Below are 26,550 nucleotides of genomic sequence, written 5' to 3'. Positions count from 1 at the left end.
GCATGGCTGAGAAAGCACAAAAGCTGGAATCGTACGTTTGGGAAGGAAAAGACCGTAAGGGTAACACGTCCAAGGGTGAGCTCACAGGCTCGAACATGGCTCTTGTTAAAGCACAGCTGCGCAAGCAGGGGATTATTCCGGATAAGGTCAAGAAAAAGCCGAAGCCCCTTTTTGGCGGTGGTAAAAAGAAGATTACCCCTTTTGACATCGCGCTTCTTACCCGGCAGCTGGCGACCATGATGAAGGCCGGTGTCCCCCTGGTGCAGAGCTTTGATATCGTCGCCGACGGCATGGAAAACAAAAGCCTTCAGGAACTGATTGTTAATATTCGAAACGATATTGCATCCGGTACAACGTTCGCTACGGCTCTTCGAAGACACCCTAAACACTTCAATGACCTTTACTGCAACCTCGTTGAGTCAGGTGAGAAGGCCGGTGCGCTCGAGCACATGTTGAGTCGGATAGCCCTCTATCTGGAAAAAACCGAGCTGCTCAAGAAGAAGGTCAAGAAAGCAATGACCTATCCCATTGCGGTGGTGGTGGTGGCGATCATCGTTACTGCGATCCTCCTTATAAAAGTCGTTCCCCAGTTCGAAGAGCTGTTCAGTGGGTTCGGCGCAGACCTTCCGGTTTTCACTCAGTTTGTCATTAATATGTCTGAGTGGCTCCAGTCCTGGTGGTTCGTTGTTCTCTTGAGCATCATGGGCTTTATTTACGTGTTCAGGGAGGCAAAACGACGATCAAGCCTTTTCTCGGACACGGTTGATAAATATGTACTCAAATTACCGATTGTAGGTGAAATTTTGGACAAGTCGGCCGTTGCCAAGTTCGGCCGGGTTCTTTCAACAACTTTCGCAGCTGGCGTCCCACTGGTAGATGCTCTTGATTCCGTTGCGGGCGCTACCGGCAACGCCGTATACCGCGATGCAATTAACAACATCAAAAACGATGTATCCAGCGGTACTCAATTGCAGGCAAGTATGCGCCAACAGGGCGTATTCCCCGTAATGGCTGTGCAGTTGACTGCGATCGGTGAAGAGTCTGGTAATTTGGACGACATGCTTGAGAAGGTGGCGGTACATTACGAGGGGGTTGTTGATGATATGGTCGACAACCTGACAGCGCTCATGGAGCCGATGATTATGTCGGTACTTGGTGTTTTGGTTGGCGGTCTGATTATTGCCATGTACCTGCCGATCTTCCAGATGGGTCAGGTAGTTGGCTGATTTTTGCTGGAAATTTTAATGTTGGGTCAGAAGAACGCTTTCTTCTGACCCGAATTCTTTAGTGCTGCTCCCCGGATAATTAATGCTGACGCTGGAAACCTTTCTCTCTACCCCCTGGTTCCTTTACCTAATCGTGATTCTTGTCTCGCTTTGCATCGGCAGCTTCCTGAATGTCGTCATTCTCAGGCTACCGAAAATGATGCACCAGGAATGGCGCTGCCAGTGCGAAGAATTCCTGGAGGTGCCTGAAAAGCAGCGAGAGCAGGAACCGCCCATCTCACTCACCAAACCTGCCTCCACCTGTCCCTCCTGCGGCCATGGCATTCGCGCCTGGGAGAATATTCCCGTGGCCGGCTGGCTGATTCTTCGAGGGAAATGCGCCTCCTGCAAGGCGCCTATATCCCCCCGCTATCCCATCATTGAGGCCGTTACCGCGATTTTCTCGGTGGCGACCATTGCTGTCATCGGGCCGAACGAGTCGGCGCTTTGGGCCCTGCTGCTGGTTTGGTCTTTGGTGGCACTGACCATAATCGATTTCGACACCCAGTTACTCCCAGACAGCATCACCTTGCCCCTAATGTGGTTGGGGCTGGTGCTGAATTATTTCGGTGTGCTGACCGACTTTAACAGTGCCTTCTGGGGCGCGGTGGCAGGTTATCTATCGTTGTGGTCTGTGTATTGGCTGTTCAAGCTGGTTACCGGCAAAGAAGGCATGGGCCACGGTGACTTCAAACTGCTTGCCGCACTCGGCGCCTGGCTGGGTTGGCAGTTGTTGCCCGCGGTTATCTTGCTTTCCTCGGTGGTTGGAGCGGTTGTCGGTATCAGCCTGATGGTGTTCAAGCAGCATGGGCGCGAGGTACCGATTCCATTCGGGCCTTACCTGGCGACTGCCGGCCTGCTCTGTTTGTGGTTCGGGACTGAAATTCAGGCGTTCTGGTACGGATTCCTGGGAGTCTGATTCATGAAGATTGCTGGCCTGACCGGCGGCATTGGTTCCGGGAAATCGACGGTGGCTCGCCTGTTCGGCGAATTGGGCGTGCACTGGGTGGATGCCGATGATGTGGCCCGGGAGGTGGTTGAGCCAGGAACGCCAGCGCTTGCCCGGATTGCGGAGCATTTTGGGGAGGAGATTCTCACTCCCGAGGGCGCTTTGGATCGGGCGCAGCTTCGCGGGATTGTCTTTCAGGAGCCCGAGGAACGGGTTTGGCTGGAGTCCCTGTTACACCCGATCATTCGTGACGAGCTGATTCGGCAGTTGAACCCGGAAAACTACCAGCTTCCCTATGTGCTTCTGGTTTCCCCTCTCCTCCTCGAGACCGACCAGCACGAGTTAGTTGATCGAATTTTCGTGATCGATGTGCCCAAAGACGTCCAACTCGAACGCACCATGGCCCGGGACACCAATTCCCGGGAGCAGGTTGAGCGCATTATTGCGGCGCAGATGTCACGCGAGGATCGGCTGGCGCGGGCCGATGAGGTGATTGATAATGATCGACCTCTGGATGATGTAACGCGTCAGGTGCGGGAGCTGCATGAAAGGTTGTTGGTGGACTTTGGCTGACTGTTTTTTCCGCTCTCGTTTTGCAGGTCTTGCCGCGGCACTGTCTCTGACATTCTCTTCCCCGGGCCACACCATTGAGCCGGTGTTTGAGGTTCGGGAGCGTTCGGTGGCGGAGATTCTGTCCCCGGCTCAACTACCAATCGGATTCTACACCTTTGAACCGGACGAATACTGGGCCGAACCGCGTGATTCCTACTGGCTGAAATTCAGCAACTGGGTGTTGCGACAGGAGCGCCTCCACGGGCAGAAGGTTCAGACGGTTGGCCAGTGGGCGGACCGGACACTATCCGGCAGCGAGCACAATCTGCCCAACAACGAGAGCTATCTTCGAATTGGCTTTGCTACAGAATCCGAATATGGCGACCCGGCACAGTTTGAGCCGGAGGCCCGATTTCGGCTGGACATTCCCACCACCCGACGCAAACTGCGCCTGGTTATCGAAAGCGAAAGCGAGGACCTGATTCCTCTCGGAGAGCGCCAGCGGGACCGCCAGCTTACCGAGCCGGAGCGATCTGATACAGAAGCCACGGGCGCTTTGCGCTACCTGACCCAAATTGGCGATGCCATCAACTTCTCCAATGACGTGGGTGTGCGTCTTCGGCTTCCTCCGGATGCTTTCTGGCGGGCAACGGCTGAAAAGCGATGGCGGCTTGACGACAAGTGGGTTCTGAACGCCCAACAGCGGTTTTATTATTTTCATCAGGACGGCTGGGGCGAGCGAACCTGGGTTGGCGTTGGTCGCCCGGTTGGGAATGACTGGTATTTCCGCTCGTCTTCGGAACTGGAATGGGTGCACAACGATAAGGAATTTGTGGCGGGCCAGATCTTCAGCATGCGCAAGCGCATGAATAATCGGTTGGTCGTGACGCCGAGACTAGGCCTGCTAGGGGAAAGCAAACCCTCCTGGCGCACAACTTCTGCATTCACCGATATCACATTTCGCTATAGGCTCCACAGCAACTGGCTTTACGCGGAGCTGATTCCTGCGCTGGAATTCCCCAGGGAAGATAGCTTTAAAGACCGGGCGTCTGTGGTGTTCCGGGTAGAGATGTTTTTCTCCGGTACTATCGAGGATGATCGTTTGTAATGCCAAGACACCTCTCAAAGCCGGCGGCCGAGGCCCTTACCCTCACGCCAATTGCCATTACACGCTCCTGCTTCCGGGACAAGTTCGGGGTGCCACGCCAACCTGGGCTGACCCTTCATGCCCGAGCCGACCTGATCATTCAGCCACCGTTTGACCGGGAAGATGCGTTTCGGGGGCTGGAGACCGCCAGCCACCTGTGGCTGACCTTCCAGTTTCACGAGGCGGTGCGGGCAGAATGGCGGCCCGTGGTGCGCCCTCCCCGGCTGGGCGGTAACCGCAAGATGGGTGTATTTGCCAGTCGCTCACCGTTTCGCCCAAACAGTCTCGGTTTGTCCGTGGTCCGCAATGAAGGGCTGATTCGTAGAGACGGCGAGCTTATCCTGCGCATCAGCGATCATGACCTTATCGAAGGAACACCGATTCTCGACATCAAGCCCTACCTGCCCTTCGCCGATTCCGTGCCCGAAGCCACCCTTGGCTGGGCAGATTCTCCGCCCACGGAACGGCTGGAGGTAGTTTTTCTGCCGAAAGCGGAAGCGCAGATCCGTCAACTTTCACCGGAAGACTATCCGGAACTCCGCCCCCTTATAGAGGATGTGGTCGCTTACGATCCCAGGCCCTCTTTTCGCAGAGGGCGGGAAGAAGAACGCATCTACGGCGCGCATCTGTACGACCTGAACGTGCGATTCCGATTCGTGAATGATCATTCACGAAAACGTGTCGAAGTGCTGACGGTCTGTTAAACTGCTTCTGGTGATTTTGTAGTCGACACAGGGAATATGTGCCTTGCCTTCAACACGTTTGTTCAAACGATTGGGAATACGGCCATTGGCGGCAAGGTTGCTCGCCTACGTATTACTGTTCAGCGTGTTTCTCTCTCTGGTGGCCACCGGCGTTCAGCTGATTGGTGAGTTCGAGCGGCGGAAGAATGACCTTCTGAACGACCAGACTCGGGCGGCCGAACTGGTTTCCGGGAGCATGAGCAACAACATCTGGCTGATGAATTTCAGCGAGGTGGCCAACGCCCTGGATGATATGAAGGCGGTGCCCGCGGTCCAGTACGGTCGGGTGGTGACCAGCACCGGCGAAACCTTCACAACCGGCACCTATCCCGAAGGCCGGGTGCTCTCCCAGACGTTCCCCCTGGTGTTCGACCGTTCCAGCACCCGCAGCCCGGAAAGTGTGGGCACACTGACGGTTACCTCCTCCATCGACCAGATATACACGGATCTGCGCAACCGTGCCCTGCTGAACCTGCTGTTCCAATCAATCGTGGTGATGCTGGGAACCCTGGGGCTGCTGGTGATCGTTCGTCTAACGCTGTCCCGGCACCTGGAAGCCATGGCAGATTACGCAGCCCGGCTGAATCTGGACGCGCTGGTGGACCCGCTGAAACTCAGACGCAAAACCCGGAAAACGCCAGACGAGCTCTCGGAACTGGAGCAGGCCCTGAACAAGATGCGCCTGCAAATCCTCGAGGACACTCGCTCCCTGCGCCAGACCACGATCCAGTCCCAGGGTGAGCGTGACGAAGCCGTACGCGCCAACCACGCCAAGAACCAGTTCCTGGCCAATGTCAGCCACGAACTGCGCATTCCTCTGCAATCCGTGTTGGGCTATGCCAACCTTTTGACCGACACGCCCCTGGACCAGGAGCAGCGGGAATACGTTCAAACGCTCTTGAGTGCCTCCGAGAGCCTTTCTGCCATTATCAATGACTTGCTGGATATCTCCAGCATGGAAGCCGGCAAGCTGGTACTGGATGACATTCCTTTTGATCTGAGGGAAACCCTCAATGATCTGGTGCACATGCTGGGCTCCCGGGCCCGGGAGAAGGGTCTGGCACTGGAGCTTCGAATCGACGAGAACCTGCCCTGGGCCCTGAAAGGCGACCCGGTGCGAATCCGCCAAATCCTGCTCAACCTGACATCCAACGCCATCAAGTTTACCGATTCCGGCCATGTGCTGATCAGTATCGAGGTGCTGGGGCGCCGCGACGACAGGGCGCGCATTCGCATTGCGGTGGAAGACACGGGTGTAGGCATCAATCCGGAAGACGTTCCGCTGGTTTATGAGCCCTACGTGCAACTGGGCCAGCAGTTCCAGCGCCAGCTCCCCGGTGCAGGCCTGGGCCTCACCATTTGCCGCCAACTGGTTGGCCTGATGGATGGCTCTATGGATCTGGAAAGCCGCCCCGGGGAGGGCTCAACGTTCTGGATGGAACTCACGTTGCCCATTGCCCCGGAGAATGCCGCCCGGGTTCGCCCAGATACCCGGATGGTGAAGAATCGCCGGATTCTGGTGGTGGATTCCTACGAGTTATCCCGCAAGATCACTCTGGAAATGCTGTCCCGGCACGAGGTGCACATCGAGGCGGTGAAGTCTGCCGGCGAGGCCCTGACGTCCCTGCGTACGGCGTTCGATGGCCAGCAGCCGTTCGACGCGATCATCCTGGATGGATTCGTGCCGGATATGGACAGCGATCTGCTGTGCCGTCAAATCAGGAGCAATCCGCTCTGGGCAGACATGCGTCTGCTGATTCTGTCGTCCAACCCGCAACGGGGCGACGCCGAACATTTCCGCCAGGCCGGTGCCGATGCCTTCCTGAGCAAATCTCTGCGAGAATCCTGCCTGACTCCGATTCTCAACCAGTTGTTTGTTGATGCCGCCAGAGACGAGCGGCGTTTCCTGACCCGGTTTTCACTGCAGGCGGTTACCGACACGGCGCGGCGCCGGGAACTCCCCTGTGGTCGCATGAAGGTTTTGCTGGTGGAAGATAATCCGGTCAACCGTACTCTTACCCGCAGGCTGCTTGAGAAACTGGGCTGCGACGTGATGACCGCCAACGACGGCGAGGCGGCAGCCAGCCTGTGGCAGTGGCATCCCTTTGACCTAGTCTTCATGGACTGCGTGATGCCCCGGGTGGACGGTTTCGAAGCCACCCGCCGCCTACGGGAGTGGGAGACCGCCCATAACCGCGCGCGAATCCCGGTGGTCGCACTAACAGCCAGCGCCATGGAAGAAGACGAAGAGCGCTGCCGCCGGAGCGGTATGGATTCTTTCGTTGCCAAGCCTGTCAATATTGAAATGCTGCGGGCAGTACTGGAACAATATTGTCAGGCGTCTGCTGCCTCCTGAGAGCAACTTTCTGACATACGGGCACAGACATCCAGACACCTTTCCAAACCCCGAAGGCAACCATGAACGTTGAATGCCCAACCTGCAAAAAGTCCGTGGAATGGACCGAGACCAACCCCTGGCGCCCATTCTGTTCCGAGCGCTGCAAATTGATCGACCTGGGGGCCTGGGCCAACGAGGAATACCGGGTACCCGCAGAAAATGCATCACCGGAGGACCTGGACCAGGGCGGCGAAACCACCCGGCACTGAACGCCGAAAAATGAAAGTTAACGGGGACTTACTGGCATTTAAGTTGAGTGGCCTGGTACACCCCGTTAACATACCGGCAATTCTGCTAAACACGTAACGAAGGTGCACACATATGAAAGCGTCCCGGATTTCTCTCTTGGTTCTCTCACTGGCGGCCGCGCCGGCATTTGCGGCGGATGCTGATCTCAGCCTTACCAACGATTCGGTGAAAGGCCAGGTTAACTTTTTCAACACCAACAATGATGTCCAGCTTGGCGCCGGTTACACCTATCACGAAGGCGGCCGCGACATTTTCAATGCCGATTTCCACGCTCAGGGCCGCACCGCTATCGGTAACCTACCTACCACCGCGGGCATCGGGATGCGTGGTATCTTCTGGGATCAGAGCCGTGCAGATGGCGGAGCGCTGGGGCTCGGCGGTTTCGCTACCGTGAATATCCCGAATGTTCCCGGCCTGTCATTTACCGGTGGTCTGCACTATGCGCCAAGCATCCTGTCCTTTGGCGATTCCGACGATCTGACCAGCCTGGAACTCCGTGGCAGCTATCGGGTTATCCGCAACGCCGAGCTCTTTGCCGGCTACCGTTATCTGAACACCGATATTGAGAACTCGTCACGAGACGTCAATCTCGATGAGGGCGTTATGGCGGGCATGAAGATTTTCTTCTGATTCCAGCCCCTCCGAAACGGGCCCGGCTTCCTGGGCCCGTTTTCTGTTCTCTTCGCAACACTGCCGCGCCATAACCCTTTCGTGCTTTTCCTCACGCTTTCCCGATAATCTGACTGTTAGACTGTTTGCCTGTATTCTCTGCACGGATAGCCAGGCATGCGTTTCACACTCGGTTTATTGCTCTCCTCAACTCTGCTGCTTACCGCCGGCTGCGGAAGCGGCGAAGACGCCATTGAAGGCGCGGCCAGCCAACCCAACGATTTCGCTGGAAACAAGAATCCGGTTGATGACTTCAGTACCGGCAGCACCGGCGATTCCAACAACGCAGGTGGCCTTGCCAGCAACGAAGTCCGGGTGACAATGGAGGTACCGGATGGAGTCACCAGCGAGGGCGAGCTTACCCGCCGAAACCTGAGAATCGTTCAGCCGGACAGGGTGAGCGTTTACTACACCAATCAGGCCCTGTCTGTGCTGGATGAACCCTCGATTTCCACGCGCACCGACAGCGAAGGCTTCACCATTATCGAGTTTACCGATGGCCTGCCTCTTGGGCCGGATGTGATTATCGATGCCACTTACGGCAATACCCGCATGCGGGCCCTGGCCGCCGATGCCGACCGGGATGTGAAGGTGAATCCTTTCTCCGAGTATCTGATACGCAACACGCTCAGCAGCTACACGGCCGGTGAGTTCCAGACCATAATGGATTGCGTTGCCGATGCCGGTGGCGAGCTGTGCCTGAACAAATATGTATGGTCCACTCTGGCCGATCAGGTGCACGACTTTGAAATTGATATTCCCTCGAATGTAGGCCTGGGCGGCGCCCTGGATGTACTGGAAAATCGGGGAGACTTTGCCCGGTACGTAAGCGCCATGGCCGATTACGCCGTGCTGGACGAAACTTCTTCGGGCAAGATCAGCGCCAGTTCGGCGGACTATAACGCGGTATTTCTGGGCATGGAGCTGGGGCAAACGTTTCTGGAATCCTCCCTCAGCGGATCGGGGCAATGGGGTGTTCGTACTGCTCAAGAAGAGGTGCTGACGGACAATAACGGCACCGGCTATGTCTACCCGGCCCTGACACTTACCAGCTTCGATGCCTTCAATATTCGCGTTACGTCCCTGGCTAACGATATCCCCTACGATCGGGAAACCCTGATTCATCAGGATGGCAACAATTTCTTTGTGCGCGGCTCCGAGAACTGGGAACGTAACACCCACTCCTCCTCTCCCGGGGCTGCCACCTTGCTGGAAGACACTCGGTTACTGGCTGGCCGGGCGCTTTACCAGAGTATTACCGGTCGTGGCAGCTCCAAAATCATCGGATGGACCCGGAATCCCTACTACCTGGATGCCTTCACCAGCACTCCCGTGGATGAAACCACCGGGCCGGACCGGGTGATCAGCGGCTATTTCAGTGCCGGCAAGGCAATTGAACTGGAAGCTGAGGGCGATCAGTTACAACGGCTCACTACGCTGGAAGACCAGTATCTGTCTGTTCTCGAGATAAACCTGCTGCGACAGGAAGGCTTTGACGCTGGCACTCTGAACGGCCGGGACTACAACGTTGTCTACCTGGCAAATCGGTTCAGCGATGGGACGGCACCTTTGACCATCGAAGCCGGTATTGGTCAGTGGCAAATCAATGGCGGCACGGTCAGCCAATCCCAGAGCTATACAACGGTACAGCGCGGTAACTCGGGCACTGTCACCACGGACCCCACCGGCTCCCGAACAGACTCCTGGACCCTGAGCTCCCGCACTGCGCGGCTCAGCAATGGCGATGCGGATATTGGTCGATTGAACCTGGACATCACCACCGCCTCCGGAAATTTCGAACAACCGGATATTGGTGTAGGCGCCAGCACACCGGACGGTTCCCTGATGGCATTTAACCTGGACGACAGCCCACTGGGTGACGGGCTCCTGGTGGCTAGCGAGCAAACCACCAACAGTGCACCGGCCACGGGCCAGTTCCGGCTGCAGGGCGTGGCCATGGCCCTGACACCGGATACAAACCGGCTCTGGCATTTCGACAATGCCATGCTGACCATCGACTCCTCCAGTGCCGCAACACTGTCACCGGTAGCAATTACCAGCACCCATTCTGTCGATAACGAGACAGTGACAAAACCGGCCCTTGAGAGCCTGCCGGACATCGCCCTGACCTACACCCAATCCGGCGGTGGGCAGGTGCAGTTCACCAGCGGAAGCCTTGTTCTCGATGGCTTTCACACAGCAAGTCAGGACCAGTTTTACCTGCGCTTCCGAACTACCGAGGCCAGCGAGGAACAGATAGGCCTCCTGATTGCCACGAGATTGCCCTGAGCCCGGCAGCATCCGACAAAACCCAACAGGCAGACGCTTACGTATAACCTGTTATAATTATCGCCATATCGACTTTTACGAGAGGTTTTATGTCTGCAGGTAAACGTGCGGCCATGTTGATGGTTCCCTTGATTGCGTTTGCGATCGGGGGAGGGTTCTATACGCCACAGGCGAGCGTTGACCGGGGTAATTCTGATAACTCGGGTTCCGAACCTGCCCTTTCCTCCCTGCCACCACTGCCGCACTGGGCCAACGACGACCTTCCGGATTTCTCTCAATACGTCGACACAACTGAGAAGAAAGCCGCCTTCTTTTCGTTTCTATATCCAAGGATTGTCCTGGCCAACTCCCGGATTCTGATTGAACGCGACTACCTCGACAGTCTTTCCGACAAGGAAACCCTGACCAGCAAGGAATACAACTGGCTGGCGCAGCAATCCGAGAGGCTGAGAGTGGACGCCGAGCCGGGCAGCGAGGAGCAATTTTCCCTGTTACGCAAGCGTCTGGATGTGATTCCACCGTCACTGATCCTGGCCCAGGCTGCCAACGAATCAGCGTGGGGCACCTCCCGCTTTGCGACCGAGGGCAACAATCTGTTCGGCCAATGGTGTTTTTCCAAGGGCTGTGGCCTGGTGCCCCTCGGGCGTGCTGAAGGCGCCAGCCATGAAGTGGCGAAGTTCTCTTCACCGTACCGGTCGGTTCGCGCCTATATTCAGAACCTGAACCGCCACCCCACGTACCAGCTGTTGCGGGACGTTCGCCTCAAGGATCGCCGAAACGATACGCCTCTGTCCGGCCTGGAACTGGCTGAAGGCCTGCTCGGCTATTCCGAAAGGGGCGAAGTTTATATAGAAGAGATCCGGGCAATGATTCATTACAACAACCTTGAGTTCTATGATGACAATTTCCGCAGCGTCGTCAGTAACCTCGACCCCGGCAGCCTGGAGCAACTGGCCTCGACGGACGCACCAAACGGGTTGTTGCCCCGCCAATCCTCACTGAACACGAACCCGGCTGAAGGCTAGAGAACCTACCCCATGCTCGATTTTCTCCCCGCGCCGCTGAAGGGGACTTTGGCGGCCCTGCTGATCCTGTGTAACACATTGGTGCTGTTTCCGGTTCTTCTGGCATTCGCCCTGCTGAAACTCGTGCTGCCGATCACGTCCGTTCGCAAGGGCTGCACGGTGGTACTCAGCGACATTGCGTGGGTCTGGATCGGTTTCAACAATCTGCTGATGGATCTGTTACACAAGGTCGACTGGGATGTGCGGGGCGTTGAGAATCTGAGCCGGGAGCACTGGTATTTTGTAACCTGCAACCACCAGAGCTGGGCCGATATTCCTGCCATTCAGTACGTGCTCAACAGCCGGATCCCGCTGCTGAAGTTCTTTCTGAAGAAACAGCTGATCTGGGTGCCGTTGCTCGGCGTTGCCTGGTGGGCACTGGATTTCCCGTTTATGCACCGCCATACCAAGGAGCAGTTAGCAAAACGCCCGGAGCTGAAAGGCAAGGATGTGGCGGCCACCCAGGCCGCCTGCGAAAAGTTTCGCTACACACCGGTGACGATCTTCAACTTTATGGAAGGCACGCGGTTTACACCCGAGAAACATGATCGCCAGAATTCACCCTACAAGCACCTATTGAAACCAAGAGCAGGCGGAACGGCTTTTGTACTGGGTGCTATGGGCGAAATGATCCACACCATGCTTGATGTCACCATCGTGTATCCGGACGGCCGCGCCGGCTTTTGGGATTATCTGTGTGGGCGGATCCGCAGGATTATTATTGATGTGCGGACGCGCGAAATACCCGGCGAGTTTCTGGGAATGGATTACGAAAACAACCGGGAAACCCGAGTCGCATTCCAGCGCTGGGTCAGTGAGATCTGGGCCGAGAAGGATGCGCGAATCGAGGCGCTTAAAGCAGCCCCAACTCCCGGGCCCGGACGATAGCCTGAGTCCGGGATTTCACTTCCAGTTTGGCATTGATTCGGCGGGCATGGGTTTTCACCGTGTGGAGGGAAATGTGCAGTTTGTCGGCAATTTCCTGGTTTGACAGCCCTTTGGCAATCAACTCAAGCACACCCTGTTCCCGCTCGCTGATCGGTTCCGCCAGAGCGTCAGCACCGGCTGAGCCGGCACGCAACTCGAAAAGCTCACCCAGCGCCTCCTTGAAAGCACTATCCGGCAACTGACCAAAGCCCTTTGCCATCAACTCCTGAAGCTCATTCCGCAACTCCCTGAACGGACTGATGAAGTGCTCTGCCTCCGCCTCGGTAACAACGTTAGACAGAATCTTAACGGCGACCACGGGCCCCTTTTCATCCAGAACAATCACCGCCTCCAGCAGACGCATGTGGATCTCAACGCCCCAGGGAATAGCGCCCTGATAACGCTCACGGATTCCCTGGAGAGTCTCCCGGGCGCGGATCAGGTCACCACGGGCGAGATCAACCCGCACCTGCAGGCAGTCCAGAAGCCCTGGCATCATCGGGAACAGCTCAGGCACACAGCCAGCTTCCCGATATGGGGCCAGCTTACGAACAGCCTGATCGGCACTGTCGATCTGGTTCTGGGCCAGCCAGCAATTTGCTTTCAGTGCTTCAAGCACCGGCACAAACAGCGATTCGTCGACTTGCCAGGAATGCATGGTTCTCTCGGCCCTGCCAATCCAGACAAAAGCATCCTCAAGCCTGCCCTGGGCCTTGCACATGAGTACGCGGATGGTCATTGCCAGTAGCAGGCCCAGATCGCGGGTCTGTTCGGCATGACGCCCGCAGGTAACCAGCAAACGGTCTGCTTCGGCTTCCCGCCCCTGATGCCAGAGCACCAGAACGAGATTCAACTGCAGCCGGGTTTCGCCAATTCGGGCGGGGCGAGACAGTTCCTGCATGGCGGTATCAAGGCCAGTGCGCAGTAACTGCTCGGCGTGTTTCAGTGCGCCTTTGCCCAGTTCAATCCGGGCATGGGCATAAACCGCAAGGGCTTCAGAACCGGAATCGCCCGCTTCCCTGGCCAGTCTCGAGGCAGCGCGATTCGCTTCCCGCGCTTCCTGGAATCTACCTGCTGCACAAAGGGCGCTGGAGCGGACCATCTGGGTAACCAATTGGCCCTGGGTACTGAGCTCACCCTCGGCCAGGGCCCGATCCGCCATTTCCAGGGCCGGGCCAACACTTCCCTCTCCGCGCAGAATAAAGGCTTTGAGTGCGCAAATGCGCGGAGCCTGTTCTCTCAGGTCAGGCTCCGCCAGGCCGTCAATCAGGGCTCGCGCCTGACGGAACTGCCCACCAATCGCATGAACCCAGCTGTAGACGATCCTGAGCCGCACGCTCCGTTCCAGCAGCTGAGCGGGCAGACTCTTGCGAAGGCGTAAGAGTGAGGCCGTATCCTGCCCCAGCAACAGGGCTTCTGACCCCTCGGAAGCAATGCGGATTACCTCGTCGGCATCGCCAGCCAACAGGGCATACTTGAGCGCTTCCGGAAACTGGTCACGCACACCAAACCACCGACTGGCCTGGAGCATACGCTCCGAATAGCCGGCCATCACCGGCGATTTCAACCATTCCTGCAACAAAGGATTGATGCGGTACCAGCGCCCGCGGCCCGGCATGGACTTTAGCGGGAGCCCCCGCTCAACGGCCTGGGAAGGAACGAAACCCGCTTCAGGCAGGAGGGGCTCAAGGGCCAGGAACAGCTCATCGGAACACAGCTCAAGCTCGGCAATGCCGCGCATGGAACGCATTTGCCCCGGTGTCAGAGTGCCAAGAACCGATTCCTTGAGAAACCGCTCAACACTGGGCGTTTCCTGAATCGGTTTCCTTTCAACATTCTGGAGGACTTCTCGACGATAAAGCGCTAATGGCGTTGCCCAACCCTCAGTCATGTCATAAAGGTTGTCGACAGCCACACTGGTCATTCCACTGTTTGATGTGGCCGGCCGGAAAAACTCGAAGGTCTCTGAACGAGAGAATTCCAGCGCTTCCAGCCCAATCCGGATAAAGCGGTTTTCCAGCTCGAGGCTGTGTGTTTCAAACGGCAATGCCTTGCGCGAAATCAGCACAATGGAGGAGCCTGCAGCAAAATCACTAACCAGCTGCTGAAGCAGGTCCACGACAGCCGGGTTAGTGAGATTCTGGAGGTTGTCCAGTACCAGGACTCTTGGCTGATCTGAACCCTGGCGGGCCAGCGCCACTTGCATCATTGACAGGATATCCGAGAAGGTCGCGCCACTCTGCAACCCCTGCTCCGGCGTTTCGGGGAGGTCGAGGGCGATGGCCAGCAAGGTCAGAAAACGGGAGGGCGCATTGTCCTGGGAGTTAAGGGCAACCCACCGAACCTGTTCGGCAGTCATGTCTGCACTGCCAAGCGCATTCACTACGGCATGGGATTTTCCGTAGCCACAGGGCGCCTCTACAAACAGAACACTTCTGGGACTCAGCGCTTCGGAGATCTTGCCATCAAGCCTGGGCCGTGCCATTGAATCAGACGGAATCGGCGGAAGCTGAACCCGCTGTCTGAGCAGGTCTCTGACCAGTTCACCTCGCTGTAGACCATTATTCGCCGACTGAAATTCATCGTTGGCTGCACAGCCATCATTGAATGGTTTCACGCACTGCCCCATTTAACTCCGGCCTGAACTGCCTCGCACCGCCGGAAAAGTGGATCTTGCACTGACTTTTGAGTGGCGACCGGCATCGGGTACGCCTTTAGTATGATAGGAAGGTTAAACCAATTGAGGGGTAGGCTGCAAAATTTTGACGTGAAAGGATTTTCTCAGGTGTAAAAAAAACGGCGGGCCATGGGGACCGCCGTTTTTCAGATCTTCAGATGATCCGTTACCGGGTACCTGCGCGGCGCAGTGCGGCCGGCGTGTAATCCCGTGAGCGACGCTCAACGCCGAACTCGTACGGATTCTCTTCTTCGTTGGTCAGGCCCAGTGCAAGGTAGCGGCCAGAGAGCAGGTCGTACAGAGTCTCGATGGCGTACCAAGGCACGTTCTGATCATAGAACTGCATGTTGTGGGCTTCGGCAACGCGCCACAGCTCGCCACGACCGTCGTAATGATCAATAACCGATGCTTGCCAGGAGTCTTCGTCAATGTAGAAGTCACGCTGGGCGTAGATGTGACGGGCGCCATCCTTCAGGGTTGCCCTTACGTGCCACACGCGATGCAGCTCGTAGCGGGTGTATTCCTGATTGATGTGGCCAGCCTTGATGATCTGGTCATACGTCAGACTCGGATCAACCAGCTTGTAGGAGTTGTACGGAATGTACATTTCCTTTTTGCCTACCAACTCCCAGTTGTAACGATCCGGAGCACCGTTGAACATGTCGAAGTTGTCAGACGTACGCATACCGTCAGCTGCGGTACCCGGTCCGTCATAGGCTACCTGGGGCGCACGACGAACACGGCGCTGACCGGCGTTGTATACCCAGGCACGGCGAGGCTCTGCAACCTGGTCAATGGTTTCGTGTACCAGCAGAACGTTACCCGCCAGACGTGCCGGCGCGGTGATGGCCTGCTTGAAGTAGAACAGCACGTTCGGATCCATGCCTGGCTCGTAGTCTGCCAGGTAGGTCCGCCAGGTCAGCTCGTCCTGGAATTTGACCACCGAGAAGTCACCACCTTCTGTCGGGGTTACCTGGCCAACGTTACGCTGAACAGAACCACCACGGTAGCGGGTAATATGGTTCCAGATCGCTTCCAGACCGTTCTGGGGAATCGGGAACGGTGTGGCGGACTGATAGTTGCCCAGACCATTACCGTCTTTAATGAGCTCCACCTCTGTCGCGTTCTCGACAGTCTGCTCCATTACCTCCTGCGGATAAGCAGCGGTACGATGGGTTTCGTACACCGGCATGAAGTAGTCGTCGTAACGCTCAATCATCGCGACCTGACCCGGGGACAGGTTGTCCTTGTACTGCTCGACATTGCTCTGATCGATGGTGAACTTCGGCTGCTCATTCGGGAACGGATTCACATAGATTCCGTCATTCTTGTAACCGGCCGGCGGAGTTGTAAGGCCTCCAGTCCAGGCGGGAATCGCACCACCATTACCGGATTTTTCTGCACCCATCGGTGTCAGCGAGTTACCCAGCTTGGCCGCTTCTTCAGCAGAAACCGCACCCCAGGCCTGGCCAGCAAACATGCTTGCTGCCAGTACGCCTGTGGCCAGTAGTTTCTTGTTCAGTTTCATTTAAATTCCCTCGTTCAACGAATTCTTTCCGGGTTCAGAATGAGTATGAAACGCTAGCACTCACGAAATCACGGTCAGTCAACTCGTTATACGGCTTGCCGCCGAAAAAGTTTGTGTAACCGATATTACCGGTGATTTTGTTCTGGTAGACCGCCTGCAGAGACAGGCCAATGGCCTTGCTACCTTCATTGAAGGCGCCGCCCGGCTGTGGGCTGTAACCCTCAACATCGTGGCTCCAGGCAAGCTGAGGAGACAGATTTACACCAGCCAGGGCGTTGGGATAATCCCAAACCAGGCGTGCACGGTAACCCCAAGAGAAGTCCGTTGTGAAGCCTTCGTTTTCACAGTAGTTGGTGTTGATGTTGACGCCAGCGGCACAGGCATCAAGTCCACCCGCGCTAGGAATGGGACCCACGCCGAAGGTACCGGAACGCCCATAACGAGCCTCATCGTATCCAGGCAGATCATGAATATAAGTCGCCCCGAATTCGGTGATAAGCGACATACGGCTGGCACCCATAACCTGGTCGAAGAACTTGATCAGGGTGAACTGGGCCTGGGAAACATTGAAGCGGTCGTTGCCAGACACTACAGATCCCGGGGCGATGAACCCACCTGCCTCTTCAAGCCTTTGCTTTTCCAAAAGACTTACAACGCTTCCATCGATCGGGTTTCTCAGCTGAATACCGCCGTAGATCAGCTCGAAAGCGTTCCATTGCAAGGGGACCTTGTCACGGAAAGAGTATTCAGCACCGAGGGACCATCCACCGGGAGTTGTCGTGTTGATACTGATACCGTAGAGATCAATGTTCTCCGGATACTCGATAAAATAGGACGGAAACTGCTCGCCAGTGTCTTTGATAGTGCCACTGACATAGGGGAGACGGCTGTTGTATTTGATGTAGTAGAAGCCAAGCTCCGAATCATTCAGTTCGGGGACGTACCAACGAAGTGCAACACCAAATTGGTCCTTGGAATCAGCTTCCTGATCACCAAGACGAGGCGCTATGAAGCCCTGAGCCAAAGCCTGGGAATCGGGTAGCTGGCCTGCCAGCAAAACGGGGCCGCATCCATCCGGCGCAAAATCATTCGTCGAGAAGAACGTGCCACAATCATCAGGACGTACAGGCTCCCAATCAGCCTGAACGAAAGTTTCAATAGTTACGTTCTCTGTGATACCGGCAGACATGTAGAACATCTCGACCGGCAGTAGGGCGTCCTTCAGCTCGGAGCCAGGCGCTCTAAAAGCTGGCACGTCTACAGGGTTGATAACGTTAATACCACCCTGAATGAAAGTGCTCTCACCCCAGCTCAAAACCTGCTTGCCGTAGCGAAGACTGACTGGAACGTTACCAAAATACCAATCGGAGAAGACGTAGGCGTCGAGAATTTCGCCACCAGAAGCATTATCTTTGGCTTCAGGATTGAGCTCGCGTTGCTGACCCACGTAATCTACTGCGCGGCTTTCATCTTTCAACTCAAAGTCGTACCAGTACCTGCCACGAAGTAAACCACCAACCCTGGTCAGGTAGGGGTTGTCGACGTAGTAGTTCAGGTAAAGTTCGCTGTTGCCTTTGACGATCTTGGAATAGGTATCGCCACTTTCGAAGTTGAGGTTACCGTCATCATAGTTGTTCGTGGAGGCACCAATATTCGCGAGCGAGCCACCGGGGGCATACTCAGGGCCAAGGTTACCCTGGGCGATCAGACGCTTGTCCCGATCCTCAACTCGCCAACCTGCACCCGCAGAAAGCGTGGTGTTGAACTGGGCTTCCACATCTCCCATGTAAAACGATAAAGCTGCTGCGTTGCCAGACATACCGGCTGCAACGGCCACGGCCAGCGGTAATTTGGTCCAACGCTGCCATTGATGTGTTTTTCTTGTCATTGGAAGGCTACTCCATTGTTGTTCTGAGTCGCTGCTCTGATTATTGGTGTTCACGATGTATTGGAGGCTTCATGCACAGTGCTCGTGATGTTGGCACTATAGCTAACGCCTTCAGGCGCTTTGATCAGTCAAAAGTATGATTTTGCTCTCATCCCTCTGTTAACGCCGTTTGCCGCCGGGTTTCTTCGCACAGAATCACTATAGACAACAAATTTGGATGCAACCACTTTGGTTTTGGTGGTTTTTCTGGTTTTCTTGAAGTCTTCAAGTTGGGTGAAAGCACTGCCGCCGGGGTGGGGCTTCCGGGAACCGCTACGAGCACATCCATGTGCGCTTGACGTCGGCCATCCTTGGCCGCCGACATTCCCGGAAGCCCCACCCCGGCGCCAGCGCCCATACTTGGCGCAAAGGCCGGGAACTATTACGCCTCAAATCGAGACGAAAACAGAACTGTGCTGACAATAGTTTGAAAAGCATTCCCTCATTCTGGCGGAAAGGGGCATTGGCCTTTCTGAAACTGTCGGCAGCAGGGATGCTGCCGTCAAGCCTACATGGACGTATTTACGGCGTGTTTCAGAAAGGCCAATGCCCCTTGCCGGAACTCAAAAGCAAAGGGCTATAAGAATTTACAGCATCTCGATAGCCATAGCGGTAGCTTCACCACCACCGATGCAAAGCGCCGCAACGCCTTTTTTCTTGCCGTAACGCTGAAGGGCATACATGAGGGTTACCAGCAGGCGGGAGCCGGTGGAACCGACCGGGTGACCCTGGGCGCAGGCGCCGCCGTGGATGTTGACTTTATCGGGGTCCAGGCCGAGTTCGCGGATGGGCATCATTGCGACCATGGCGAAGGCTTCGTTGATTTCGAAGAGGTCGACGTCGTCTTTGCTCCAGCCGGTTTTGCCGAACAGGGTTTCGATGGCGCCAACCGGGGCGCAGGTGAACTCGGACGGGTGCTGGGATTGGGTGCTGTGGCCAACGATACGGGCCAGCGGTTTGAGGCCGCGTTTTTCGGCTTCGGATTCACGCATAAGGAGCAGCGCCGAGGCGCCGTCGGAAATTGATGAGGCGTTAGCGGCTGTTACAGTGCCGTCTTTCGCGAAGGCCGGACGCAGGCTCGGGATTTTCTCGATATTGGCGTTGTGAGGCTGCTCATCATCCTCGACAACGACCTCGCCTTTGCGACTCTTGACGGTAACCGGGATGATCTCCTCTTTAAGCAGCCCTTCTTCGATGGCTTTCTTCGCCCGCGTGAGGGAGGTGATGGCGTACTCGTCCATTTCTTCACGGGTGTAGCCTTTCTTATCGGCCATTTCCTGGGCGAACGCCCCCATCAGGCGACCGGTTTCAGCGTCTTCCAGGCCATCCAGGAACATGTGATCCTGGGGTGCCTGGCCGGGGCCCATGCGGTAGCCGCTGCGGACGCCCTGCAGAATGTAAGGGGCGTTGGACATGCTCTCCATGCCACCGGCAACCATGATGTCGTTGCTGCCGGCTTTGATCAGATCGTGGGCGAACATAGCGGCCTTCATGCCGGAACCGCAGAGTTTGTTGATGGTGGTGGCGCCGGTGTGGTCCGGAAGACCGGCCTTGCGCATGGCCTGGCGTGCCGGGCCCTGCTTGAGGCCGGCGGGCAGGACGTTGCCCATGATAACTTCCTGCACATCCGTAGGCTGAAGGCCAGCGCGCTTGACGGCCTCGGCGATGGTGATGGCACCCAGGTCAGTTGCGCTGACGCTGGCCAGGCTACCCTGGAATCCGCCCATGGGGGTGCGGACACCGCTGACGATGACGACGTTGTCTGTGCTCATTTCTGAATCTCTCTGTTGATTGTATGGTCGGTTTTTGTCGGACTACGCTTCGCTAATCCGACCTACTCAGGGCTGTTTTCTTTTTAAGGTTTATGCGGCGCTTCGAGGTATTCCCGGGACTGCATTTCCAGCAGGCGGGATTCGGTTCGCTCGAATTCAAAGCCAAGGCGGCCGCCAGCATAGAGTTCGGTGATCGGTGCAGCGGCAGAGATGATGACTTTGACGTTGCGGTCGTAGAACTCGTCAATCATGTTGATAAAGCGGCGAGCCTGATCATCCTTTTCTTTTCCCAGGATGGGCACATTGCTGACGATGATGGCGTGGAACTGCCGGGCCATTTCGATGTAGTCGTTCTGGCTTCGGGGGCCGTCGCACACATCTTTGAAATCAAACCACACCACGTCGTCCGCATGGGCCTGGGCCGGGATTTTTCGGCCGTTGATTTCCATGGTTTTGCTGTGTTTACCGGCTTCGACCGCCAGGGCATCGAAGCTCTTCCGAAGGCTTACGTCCGCGTCCTCGTCCAGAGGGGAGTGGAACAGCTCCGCCTGCTCGAGAGTCCTCAGTCGGTAATCAACTCCGCCATCCACGTTGACCACATCGGTGTGTTTCTTGACCAGATCGATCGCGGGCAGGAATCTCGCACGCTGAAGCCCGTCCTTGTAGAGGCCGTCCGGTACGATATTGGAGGTGCAAACCAGGGTAACTCCGCGGCTGAACAGCCCGTCCATCAGGGTGGCCAGGATCATGGCGTCACCAATGTCTGACACGAAAAACTCATCGAAGCAGATAACCCGGGTTTCATCGGCGAATTTTTTGGAGACCAGCTCCAGCGGGTTCTTTTCGCCTTTGAGAGATTTGAGTTCGTTGTGTACCCGCTGCATGAAGCGGTGGAAATGAACCCGCATCTTGCGATCGAAGGGCAGCGACTCGTAGAAAGTATCCATCAGGTAGGTTTTGCCGCGGCCTACTCCACCCCAGAAATACAGCCCCTTGACCGGCTCTTCCTTGCCTTTTTTGAGCTTGCGCAAAAGTTTGGCCTTGGGCTTGCTGCGATCCCTTTCGGCTTCCACCAGTTTGTCGTACAGTGATTGAAGGCGCTTGACGGCATCTTCCTGGGCCGAGTCCTTCTGGAAATCGGGGCGTTCAAGATCCTTCTGGTAGCGTTGCCAAGGGGTCATGTTCGCACTGGTTTCGGAGGACATCGCAGCTGGCATCAGGTATTCCCGGAAGTTGAACGTAAATTTGGGCGCCGTATTGTCTCGCATTTAGCGATTTTTCGCCACGTTGGCCACCTTTGCGGCAATACGACGATAGGCGCAGGCCGCAATCATGGGATGATGGAGCCTGGGGCGTTATACTCGGCTTGCAGGGGCTTGGCTCACTTCTAGGTAAAAGGACGATACAGCATATGACAAACCTGATTCTGGCAGCGATTGCCGCATTGGTTGTTGGCATTGTCATCGGGGTATTTGTTGGCCGTTCCGGGCAGGGAACGACGCTTCGGCAGCGCCGGGCGGAACAGCAGATTGAGGAACTGAGAAGCGAATATACCCGCTACCAGGCCCAGGTGAATGAACATTTCATGGAGTCGGCCCATCTGCTGCGCCGTTTCAACGATGCCTATCGCGATGTAAACCAGCACATGGCCCGGGGCGCCAACCGTCTTTGCAATGATGAGGACTGGATGGAAGAGTTGGCTCACGAGACTTCCAAGAAGCGCCTGGAGGAAGTCCGCGAGGACGCTTCCGAGCCACCACGGGATTATGCGCCGAAGACGGATCCGAAGGATTCCGGGACGCTTGCCGAGGACTTTGGGCTCAAGAAGGGTGATAAGGCTCAGCAGGCCTGATTTTTCTTGCGGTAGTTTGGGAATTCAGCCTGGATTAAGACTGCTGAACTCGGGGAGGGAGCGGGGTAGGTGCCCCTTTCCGAGAACCGCTACGAGCACATCCATGTGCGCTTGACGTCGGCCATCCTTGGCCGCCGACATTCTCGGAAAGGGGCACCTACCCCGCTCAATCAGCTTCTGTGCAATTCGCACTAAACCTTCATTTAATCGCCTGTTATTGATTAGACAGGGTTGTCGCAATCAATAAATTTGTGGGTTACCCCAAACTCCTCCACTAGAGCCTTTCCGAGGGCCTGAACCCCGTAACGTTCAGTCGCGTGATGACCAGCTGCATAATAGTGGATACCACATTCTCTGGCCATGTGCGTCGTCGGCTCGGAGATTTCACCGCTTATGTAGGCATCGAGGCCAGCATCCAGCGCCGTGTTGATGAACCCCTGTGCAGCACCGGTGCACCACCCTACCCGCTTGATAGTTGCCGGGCCCTCGCCAACCCCGAGCGGTTCGCGGTGGAGCTGCCTTGCGATGTGAAGACCGAATTTCTCCGGAGACATCGCCTCTTCCAGCTCGCCTTCCCAGACCAGACCGCCCAACGGGCGCGGGTTCTTGATGTTGAGGATATCCGCCAGCTGACGGTTATTGCCGTATTCGGGGTGGTCGTCCAGCGGGAGGTGGTAGGCGACAAGGTTGATGTCGTTGTCCAGAAGCTGTTTCAGGCGCTCACGTTTCATCCCCTGGATTCGCTGGTCCTCACCTTTCCAGAAGTAGCCGTGGTGTACGAGGATCATATCTGCGTTTGCTTCAATGGCGGCTTCGATGAGCGCTTTTGAGGCAGTTACGCCAGAGACAACGGTATTGATTTCGGATTTGCCTTCAACCTGGAGGCCATTGGGACAGTAATCCTGGAAGTTCTCTGGCTGCAGCCATTCGCCGATTTTCTTAAGGATGTCGTTTCGATTCGCCATAAAGCTACGCTCCGACTATTTCATGGAAGCTAGACGAGCGGGGTAGGCGCCCCTCTCCGGGAATGTCGGCGGCCAAGGATGGCCGACGTCAAGCGCACATGGATGTGCTCGTAGCGGTTCCCGGAGAGGGGCGCCTACCCCGCTCTACCCGCCAATACGCAGGCTAGAGTGACCGCAGCCCCCCGATCAAGGCATCATTCTGCTCAACAGTGCCAATCGTGATTCGCAGGAAATCGCTAATTCGGGGCTTGTTGAAGTGCCGAACAATAATCCCCTGCTCTCTCAGGCTCTTGGCCAAAACCTCACCCGGCTGATCTTTATGACGGGCAAAGATGAAGTTTGCCTTGGAGGGTAACACCTCGAATCCAAGATCTTCGAGGGCTGCCGTTACGCGCTCGCGCTCGGAGATCACGTCATCGCAGCACTTCCGGAACCAGGCTTCATCCTCGTAGGCCGCTTTCGCGCCGGCGAGGGCCAGACGGTCCAGGGGGTAGCTGTTGAAGCTGTTTTTTACGCGGTTCAGTGCCTCGATTAGGTCCGGATGGCCAACGGCGAAGCCTACGCGCAAACCAGCCAGCGAACGGGCCTTGGACAGAGTCTGTGACACCAGTAGGTTCGGATACTTGTTGACCAGGGTAATCGCCGACTCGCCGCCGAAATCGATGTAGGCTTCGTCTACCACTACGACGCGCTCCGGGTTGGCAGCCAGGATCTCTTCCACGGACTGCAACTCAAGATACCGACCGGTTGGCGCATTCGGGTTCGGGAAAATTACACCGCCGTTGGGCTGCTTGTAGTCGTCCGGGTTGATCTCAAAGCTTTCCGTCAGCGGAAGTTTCTTGCTCTCGATGTTATAGAGGCCGCAGTACACCGGATAGAAGCTGTAGGTGATGTCCGGAAACAGGATCGGTTCGCCATGCTGGAACAGGCCAAAGAAGATGTGTGCCAGGACTTCGTCCGAGCCGTTACCCAGGAAGATCTGCTCCGGCTTTACCTTGTAGTACGCCGCAATGGTCTGGCGCAGGCTTTCGCCTTCCGGATCCGGATAGAGGCGCAGGCTGTCGTTCAGTTCGGCCTGGATGGCTTCGATGACTTTTGGTGAGGGGCCGAAGGGGTTTTCGTTGGTGTTCAGCTTCACCAAGTTGGCCCTTTTTGGCTGTTCGCCTGGGACATATGGAACCAGGTCGTTTACCAGGGGGCTCCAAAATTTGCTCATTTTTAACTCCGAGCTAACGGTCTGAAGGGGGCCGCCTTTCCGGGAAACGCTACGAGCACCCGCAAGCGGGTCCGGCCAGCAATCGCAGATTGCTGTCGTGTGGCTATCGCATGAAGCTCCGCTTCATCATCGCTCTGCCACACCCATGTGCGCTTGTTTCGGGCCATCCATGGCCCTCTACATTCCCGGAAAGGCGGCCCCCACCATCCCTGCAGACATAGGGGGTAAGGTCTTTTTAATCCTTAATACGGTATTCCGCCGACCGGGCATGGGCGGTTAACCCCTCACCACGGGCCAGAACGGACGCCACGCGCCCCATACGATCAGCACCGGCGGCACTGAAACCGATGATGGAAGACCGTTTCTGGAAGTCGTAGACACCCAGGGGCGAGGAGAACCGAGCTGTGCCGCTGGTAGGCAGCACGTGGTTCGGCCCGGCGCAGTAGTCGCCCAGGGCTTCTGCGGTGTAACGGCCCATGAAGATAGCGCCGGCGTGACGGATGTCTTCCAGCATGGCTTCGGGGTCTTCAACCGACAGCTCCAGGTGCTCCGGGGCGATACGGTTAGAGACTTCGGCGGCTTGTTTCAGGTCGGCGACCTGGATCAGCGCGGCACGGTCGGTCATGGAGGTGCGGATTATGTCTGCACGCTCCATGGTAGGCAGTAGTTTGTTGATGCTGGCTTCGACGGCATCCAGAAATTCCGCATCCGGGCTGATCAGTATGGACTGGGCCTGTTCGTCGTGTTCTGCCTGGGAGAACAGGTCCATGGCAATCCAGTCGGGATCGGTTTTGCCGTCACTGATCACGAGGATTTCCGAGGGGCCGGCAATCATGTCGATGCCGACGACGCCAAAAACTTCGCGTTTGGCGGTGGCGACGAAAATATTGCCGGGGCCGACGATTTTATCCACTGCCGGGATGGTTTCCGTGCCATAGGCCAGCGCACCGACGGCCTGTGCGCCACCAACGGTAAACACGCGGTCAACACCGGCAATAGCTGCGGAAGCCAGGACCATGTCATTCACCACGCCATCCGGTGTCGGAACAACCATCACCACTTCACTGACGCCAGCAACCTTGGCAGGAATAGCATTCATCAGCACCGAGGACGGATAGGCGGCTTTGCCACCGGGCACGTACAGGCCCGCCCGATCCAGCGGAGTCACCTTCTGGCCGAGCACGGTTCCGTCCTCGTCTTCATACTGCCAGGACTTCTGGTTCTGGCGCTCGTGATAATCACGGATCCGCTCAGCGGCTTTTTCCAGTGCCGCGCGCTGGTCCTCAGGAATCGCTTCGAGGGCCTGCTGCAATCGACTCTGGTCCATTTCCAGCTCGGCAACGGACCCAATCTTCAGGCGATCGAACTTTTCTGTAAATTCCAGAACCGCCTGGTCGCCACGGGTTTTCACCTCATGCAGGATATGACGCACCGACTCGTTCACCTGATGATCAACGCTGTCGTCCCAGGCCAGCAGTTTGGCCAGGACGCTGTCGAAGTCACTTTGTGAGGCACTCAGTCGTTTGATGTTCACGGTCATGAGTCAAATCCTAGGTTGGCTATATAAGTGACGCTGCCGGGCGTCGCATCAAGGCTTGGGAATTGGTCAGGGATGGCTTCCCAAAACTGTTGAGGGCCAAGGACGGCCCGAAACAAGCGCACATGGATGTGCTCGTAGCGTGTTTTGGGAAGCCATCCCTGGCCAATTCTTACTCCGAAGTCTGCCTGCGCTTATCCACCGCAACAGACATCTTTTCAATTATGGGGTTAATACGCTCGTGTTTCATCTTCATGGAGGCGCGATTGACCACCAGCCGGCTGCTGATATGCTCAATCAGCTCTCGGGCTTCAAGACCGTTTGCCTTCAGCGTATTACCGGTATCCACAATATCGACGATCTCGTCAGCCAGGCCCAGAATCGGAGCCAGCTCCATGGCGCCATAAAGCTTGATGATGTCTGCCTGGCGACCCTGGGCCGAATAATATCGGCGAGCCAGATTGACGAATTTTGTCGCCACCTTGATACGGCCGGATGGCGGAGTCTGATCTTTCGGGCCGGCAGTCATCAGGCGGCAACGGGAAATATTCAGATCCAGTGGCTCATACAGCCCTTCGCCACCGTGCTCCATCAGCACGTCCTTGCCAGTCACGCCAAGATCCGCACCGCCGTACTGAACATAGGTCGGCACATCCGTGGCGCGGATTATCAACACCCGGACATTCGGGTCCGTAGTCGGGAACACCAGTTTGCGGGACTTTTTGACGTCGTCGATCAGCTCAATGCCCGCCTCTGCGAGCAGAGGCAGGGTTTCTTCCAGGATTCGTCCCTTCGACAAGGCGATGGTGATGGAATCTGTCATG

Annotated in this window: 21 protein-coding genes; 12 read left to right on the top strand and 9 right to left on the bottom strand. The window is 56.6% G+C overall.

The genetic code is table 11. The features are described from left to right. Window positions 1-2: 2 nt before the first annotated feature. From ABNF92_RS17140 to ABNF92_RS17090, 11 genes are all read left to right on the top strand, one after another. Window positions 3-1,226 carry a type II secretion system F family protein gene (locus ABNF92_RS17140; RefSeq protein WP_349342817.1) on the top strand — a complete coding sequence of 408 codons (1,224 nt, stop codon included), beginning with the start codon at window positions 3-5 and terminating at the stop codon, window positions 1,224-1,226. Between the two features lie 82 nt (window positions 1,227-1,308). Next, window positions 1,309-2,184, top strand: a complete 876-nt coding sequence (locus ABNF92_RS17135) for an A24 family peptidase (protein ID WP_349342816.1) — start codon at window positions 1,309-1,311, stop codon at window positions 2,182-2,184. Window positions 2,185-2,187: 3 nt separating this feature from the next. Beyond that, window positions 2,188-2,787 carry a dephospho-CoA kinase gene (gene coaE / locus ABNF92_RS17130; RefSeq protein WP_349342815.1) on the top strand — a complete coding sequence of 200 codons (600 nt, stop codon included), beginning with the start codon at window positions 2,188-2,190 and terminating at the stop codon, window positions 2,785-2,787. Further along, window positions 2,780-3,874, top strand: coding sequence for a hypothetical protein (locus ABNF92_RS17125; RefSeq protein ID WP_349342814.1), 1,095 nt, complete (start codon window positions 2,780-2,782; stop codon window positions 3,872-3,874). The genes coaE and ABNF92_RS17125 overlap by 8 nt, the downstream gene beginning before the upstream one ends. Beyond that, window positions 3,874-4,617, top strand: a complete 744-nt coding sequence (gene tsaA / locus ABNF92_RS17120) for a tRNA (N6-threonylcarbamoyladenosine(37)-N6)-methyltransferase TrmO (RefSeq protein ID WP_349342813.1) — start codon at window positions 3,874-3,876, stop codon at window positions 4,615-4,617. Before ABNF92_RS17125 ends, tsaA begins: the two co-directional genes overlap by 1 nt. A gap of 43 nt (window positions 4,618-4,660) precedes the next feature. Continuing rightward, window positions 4,661-7,012: a response regulator gene (locus ABNF92_RS17115; protein ID WP_349342812.1), complete on the top strand. Its 2,352-nt coding sequence runs from the start codon at window positions 4,661-4,663 to the stop codon at window positions 7,010-7,012. A 62-nt stretch (window positions 7,013-7,074) separates the two neighbouring features. Beyond that, window positions 7,075-7,263 (top strand): DNA gyrase inhibitor YacG, encoded by a 189-nt coding sequence (gene yacG / locus ABNF92_RS17110; protein ID WP_008170214.1) that lies wholly within the window; start codon window positions 7,075-7,077, stop codon window positions 7,261-7,263. 112 nt (window positions 7,264-7,375) lie between these two features. Further along, window positions 7,376-7,933 carry a YfaZ family outer membrane protein gene (locus ABNF92_RS17105; RefSeq protein ID WP_305966753.1) on the top strand — a complete coding sequence of 186 codons (558 nt, stop codon included), beginning with the start codon at window positions 7,376-7,378 and terminating at the stop codon, window positions 7,931-7,933. Between the two features lie 156 nt (window positions 7,934-8,089). Further along, window positions 8,090-10,261 (top strand): hypothetical protein, encoded by a 2,172-nt coding sequence (locus tag ABNF92_RS17100; RefSeq protein WP_349342811.1) that lies wholly within the window; start codon window positions 8,090-8,092, stop codon window positions 10,259-10,261. Between the two features lie 89 nt (window positions 10,262-10,350). Next, window positions 10,351-11,286, top strand: coding sequence for a glucosaminidase domain-containing protein (locus ABNF92_RS17095; protein ID WP_349342810.1), 936 nt, complete (start codon window positions 10,351-10,353; stop codon window positions 11,284-11,286). Window positions 11,287-11,298: 12 nt separating this feature from the next. Further along, window positions 11,299-12,213 carry an acyltransferase gene (locus tag ABNF92_RS17090; protein ID WP_349342809.1) on the top strand — a complete coding sequence of 305 codons (915 nt, stop codon included), beginning with the start codon at window positions 11,299-11,301 and terminating at the stop codon, window positions 12,211-12,213. On the opposite strand, the gene ABNF92_RS17085 is transcribed toward ABNF92_RS17090, so the two are convergent. The 5 genes from ABNF92_RS17085 to zapE form a co-directional block, all read right to left on the bottom strand. After that, on the bottom strand, window positions 12,179-14,881 hold the full coding sequence (locus ABNF92_RS17085; RefSeq protein WP_349342808.1) for a LuxR C-terminal-related transcriptional regulator: 2,703 nt from the start codon (window positions 14,879-14,881) through the stop codon (window positions 12,179-12,181). The two genes, ABNF92_RS17090 and ABNF92_RS17085, sit on opposite strands and share 35 nt — an antisense overlap. A gap of 214 nt (window positions 14,882-15,095) precedes the next feature. After that, window positions 15,096-16,457, bottom strand: coding sequence for a DUF1329 domain-containing protein (locus ABNF92_RS17080; RefSeq protein WP_291905970.1), 1,362 nt, complete (start codon window positions 16,455-16,457; stop codon window positions 15,096-15,098). A gap of 34 nt (window positions 16,458-16,491) precedes the next feature. Beyond that, window positions 16,492-18,345: a DUF1302 domain-containing protein gene (locus tag ABNF92_RS17075; RefSeq protein ID WP_349344109.1), complete on the bottom strand. Its 1,854-nt coding sequence runs from the start codon at window positions 18,343-18,345 to the stop codon at window positions 16,492-16,494. Window positions 18,346-18,971: 626 nt separating this feature from the next. Beyond that, the gene (locus ABNF92_RS17070) at window positions 18,972-20,156 is read right to left on the bottom strand and encodes a thiolase family protein (RefSeq protein WP_349342807.1); all 1,185 of its coding nucleotides are present in this window, start codon (window positions 20,154-20,156) and stop codon (window positions 18,972-18,974) included. A gap of 83 nt (window positions 20,157-20,239) precedes the next feature. Beyond that, window positions 20,240-21,337: a cell division protein ZapE gene (gene zapE, locus ABNF92_RS17065; protein WP_349344108.1), complete on the bottom strand. Its 1,098-nt coding sequence runs from the start codon at window positions 21,335-21,337 to the stop codon at window positions 20,240-20,242. Between the two features lie 230 nt (window positions 21,338-21,567). Here zapE and ABNF92_RS17060 point away from each other — a divergent pair, with 230 nt between their 5' ends. Continuing rightward, window positions 21,568-22,008 (top strand): DUF1043 family protein, encoded by a 441-nt coding sequence (locus tag ABNF92_RS17060; RefSeq protein WP_069183088.1) that lies wholly within the window; start codon window positions 21,568-21,570, stop codon window positions 22,006-22,008. A 221-nt stretch (window positions 22,009-22,229) separates the two neighbouring features. Here the strand turns inward: ABNF92_RS17060 and ABNF92_RS17055 are convergent, their stop codons facing one another. The 4 genes from ABNF92_RS17055 to hisG form a co-directional block, all read right to left on the bottom strand. Further along, window positions 22,230-22,973 (bottom strand): Nif3-like dinuclear metal center hexameric protein, encoded by a 744-nt coding sequence (locus ABNF92_RS17055; RefSeq protein ID WP_349342806.1) that lies wholly within the window; start codon window positions 22,971-22,973, stop codon window positions 22,230-22,232. Window positions 22,974-23,136: 163 nt separating this feature from the next. Next, window positions 23,137-24,189 (bottom strand): histidinol-phosphate transaminase, encoded by a 1,053-nt coding sequence (gene hisC / locus ABNF92_RS17050; protein ID WP_349342805.1) that lies wholly within the window; start codon window positions 24,187-24,189, stop codon window positions 23,137-23,139. 235 nt (window positions 24,190-24,424) lie between these two features. Beyond that, window positions 24,425-25,729, bottom strand: a complete 1,305-nt coding sequence (gene hisD, locus ABNF92_RS17045; RefSeq protein ID WP_349342804.1) for a histidinol dehydrogenase — start codon at window positions 25,727-25,729, stop codon at window positions 24,425-24,427. A gap of 169 nt (window positions 25,730-25,898) precedes the next feature. Further along, complete coding sequence (hisG, locus tag ABNF92_RS17040; protein ID WP_349342803.1) at window positions 25,899-26,549, bottom strand: ATP phosphoribosyltransferase; 651 nt, start codon at window positions 26,547-26,549, stop codon at window positions 25,899-25,901. Between the last annotated feature and the right edge of the window lies 1 nt (window position 26,550).

The sequence above is a fragment of the Marinobacter sp. MMG032 genome, from assembly GCF_040112695.1.
Taxonomy (GTDB): Bacteria; Pseudomonadota; Gammaproteobacteria; order Pseudomonadales; family Oleiphilaceae; genus Marinobacter; species Marinobacter salsuginis.
This window is presented reverse-complemented; position numbering and strand designations above follow the sequence as displayed.

Coding starts and splice junctions, on each gene's coding strand:
- ABNF92_RS17095 (WP_349342810.1), top strand. CDS start 10,351: ATGTCTGCAGGTAAACGTGCGGCCATGTTGATGGTTCCCTTGATTGCG.
- ABNF92_RS17135 (WP_349342816.1), top strand. CDS start 1,309: ATGCTGACGCTGGAAACCTTTCTCTCTACCCCCTGGTTCCTTTACCTA.
- ABNF92_RS17090 (WP_349342809.1), top strand. CDS start 11,299: ATGCTCGATTTTCTCCCCGCGCCGCTGAAGGGGACTTTGGCGGCCCTG.
- ABNF92_RS17105 (WP_305966753.1), top strand. CDS start 7,376: ATGAAAGCGTCCCGGATTTCTCTCTTGGTTCTCTCACTGGCGGCCGCG.
- ABNF92_RS17080 (WP_291905970.1), bottom strand. CDS start 16,457: ATGAAACTGAACAAGAAACTACTGGCCACAGGCGTACTGGCAGCAAGC.
- tsaA (WP_349342813.1), top strand. CDS start 3,874: ATGCCAAGACACCTCTCAAAGCCGGCGGCCGAGGCCCTTACCCTCACG.
- hisG (WP_349342803.1), bottom strand. CDS start 26,549: ATGACAGATTCCATCACCATCGCCTTGTCGAAGGGACGAATCCTGGAA.
- ABNF92_RS17140 (WP_349342817.1), top strand. CDS start 3: ATGGCTGAGAAAGCACAAAAGCTGGAATCGTACGTTTGGGAAGGAAAA.
- zapE (WP_349344108.1), bottom strand. CDS start 21,337: ATGACCCCTTGGCAACGCTACCAGAAGGATCTTGAACGCCCCGATTTC.
- hisC (WP_349342805.1), bottom strand. CDS start 24,189: ATGAGCAAATTTTGGAGCCCCCTGGTAAACGACCTGGTTCCATATGTC.
- ABNF92_RS17070 (WP_349342807.1), bottom strand. CDS start 20,156: ATGAGCACAGACAACGTCGTCATCGTCAGCGGTGTCCGCACCCCCATG.
- ABNF92_RS17085 (WP_349342808.1), bottom strand. CDS start 14,881: ATGGGGCAGTGCGTGAAACCATTCAATGATGGCTGTGCAGCCAACGAT.
- ABNF92_RS17100 (WP_349342811.1), top strand. CDS start 8,090: ATGCGTTTCACACTCGGTTTATTGCTCTCCTCAACTCTGCTGCTTACC.
- ABNF92_RS17060 (WP_069183088.1), top strand. CDS start 21,568: ATGACAAACCTGATTCTGGCAGCGATTGCCGCATTGGTTGTTGGCATT.
- hisD (WP_349342804.1), bottom strand. CDS start 25,729: ATGACCGTGAACATCAAACGACTGAGTGCCTCACAAAGTGACTTCGAC.
- ABNF92_RS17055 (WP_349342806.1), bottom strand. CDS start 22,973: ATGGCGAATCGAAACGACATCCTTAAGAAAATCGGCGAATGGCTGCAG.
- coaE (WP_349342815.1), top strand. CDS start 2,188: ATGAAGATTGCTGGCCTGACCGGCGGCATTGGTTCCGGGAAATCGACG.
- yacG (WP_008170214.1), top strand. CDS start 7,075: ATGAACGTTGAATGCCCAACCTGCAAAAAGTCCGTGGAATGGACCGAG.
- ABNF92_RS17075 (WP_349344109.1), bottom strand. CDS start 18,345: ATGACAAGAAAAACACATCAATGGCAGCGTTGGACCAAATTACCGCTG.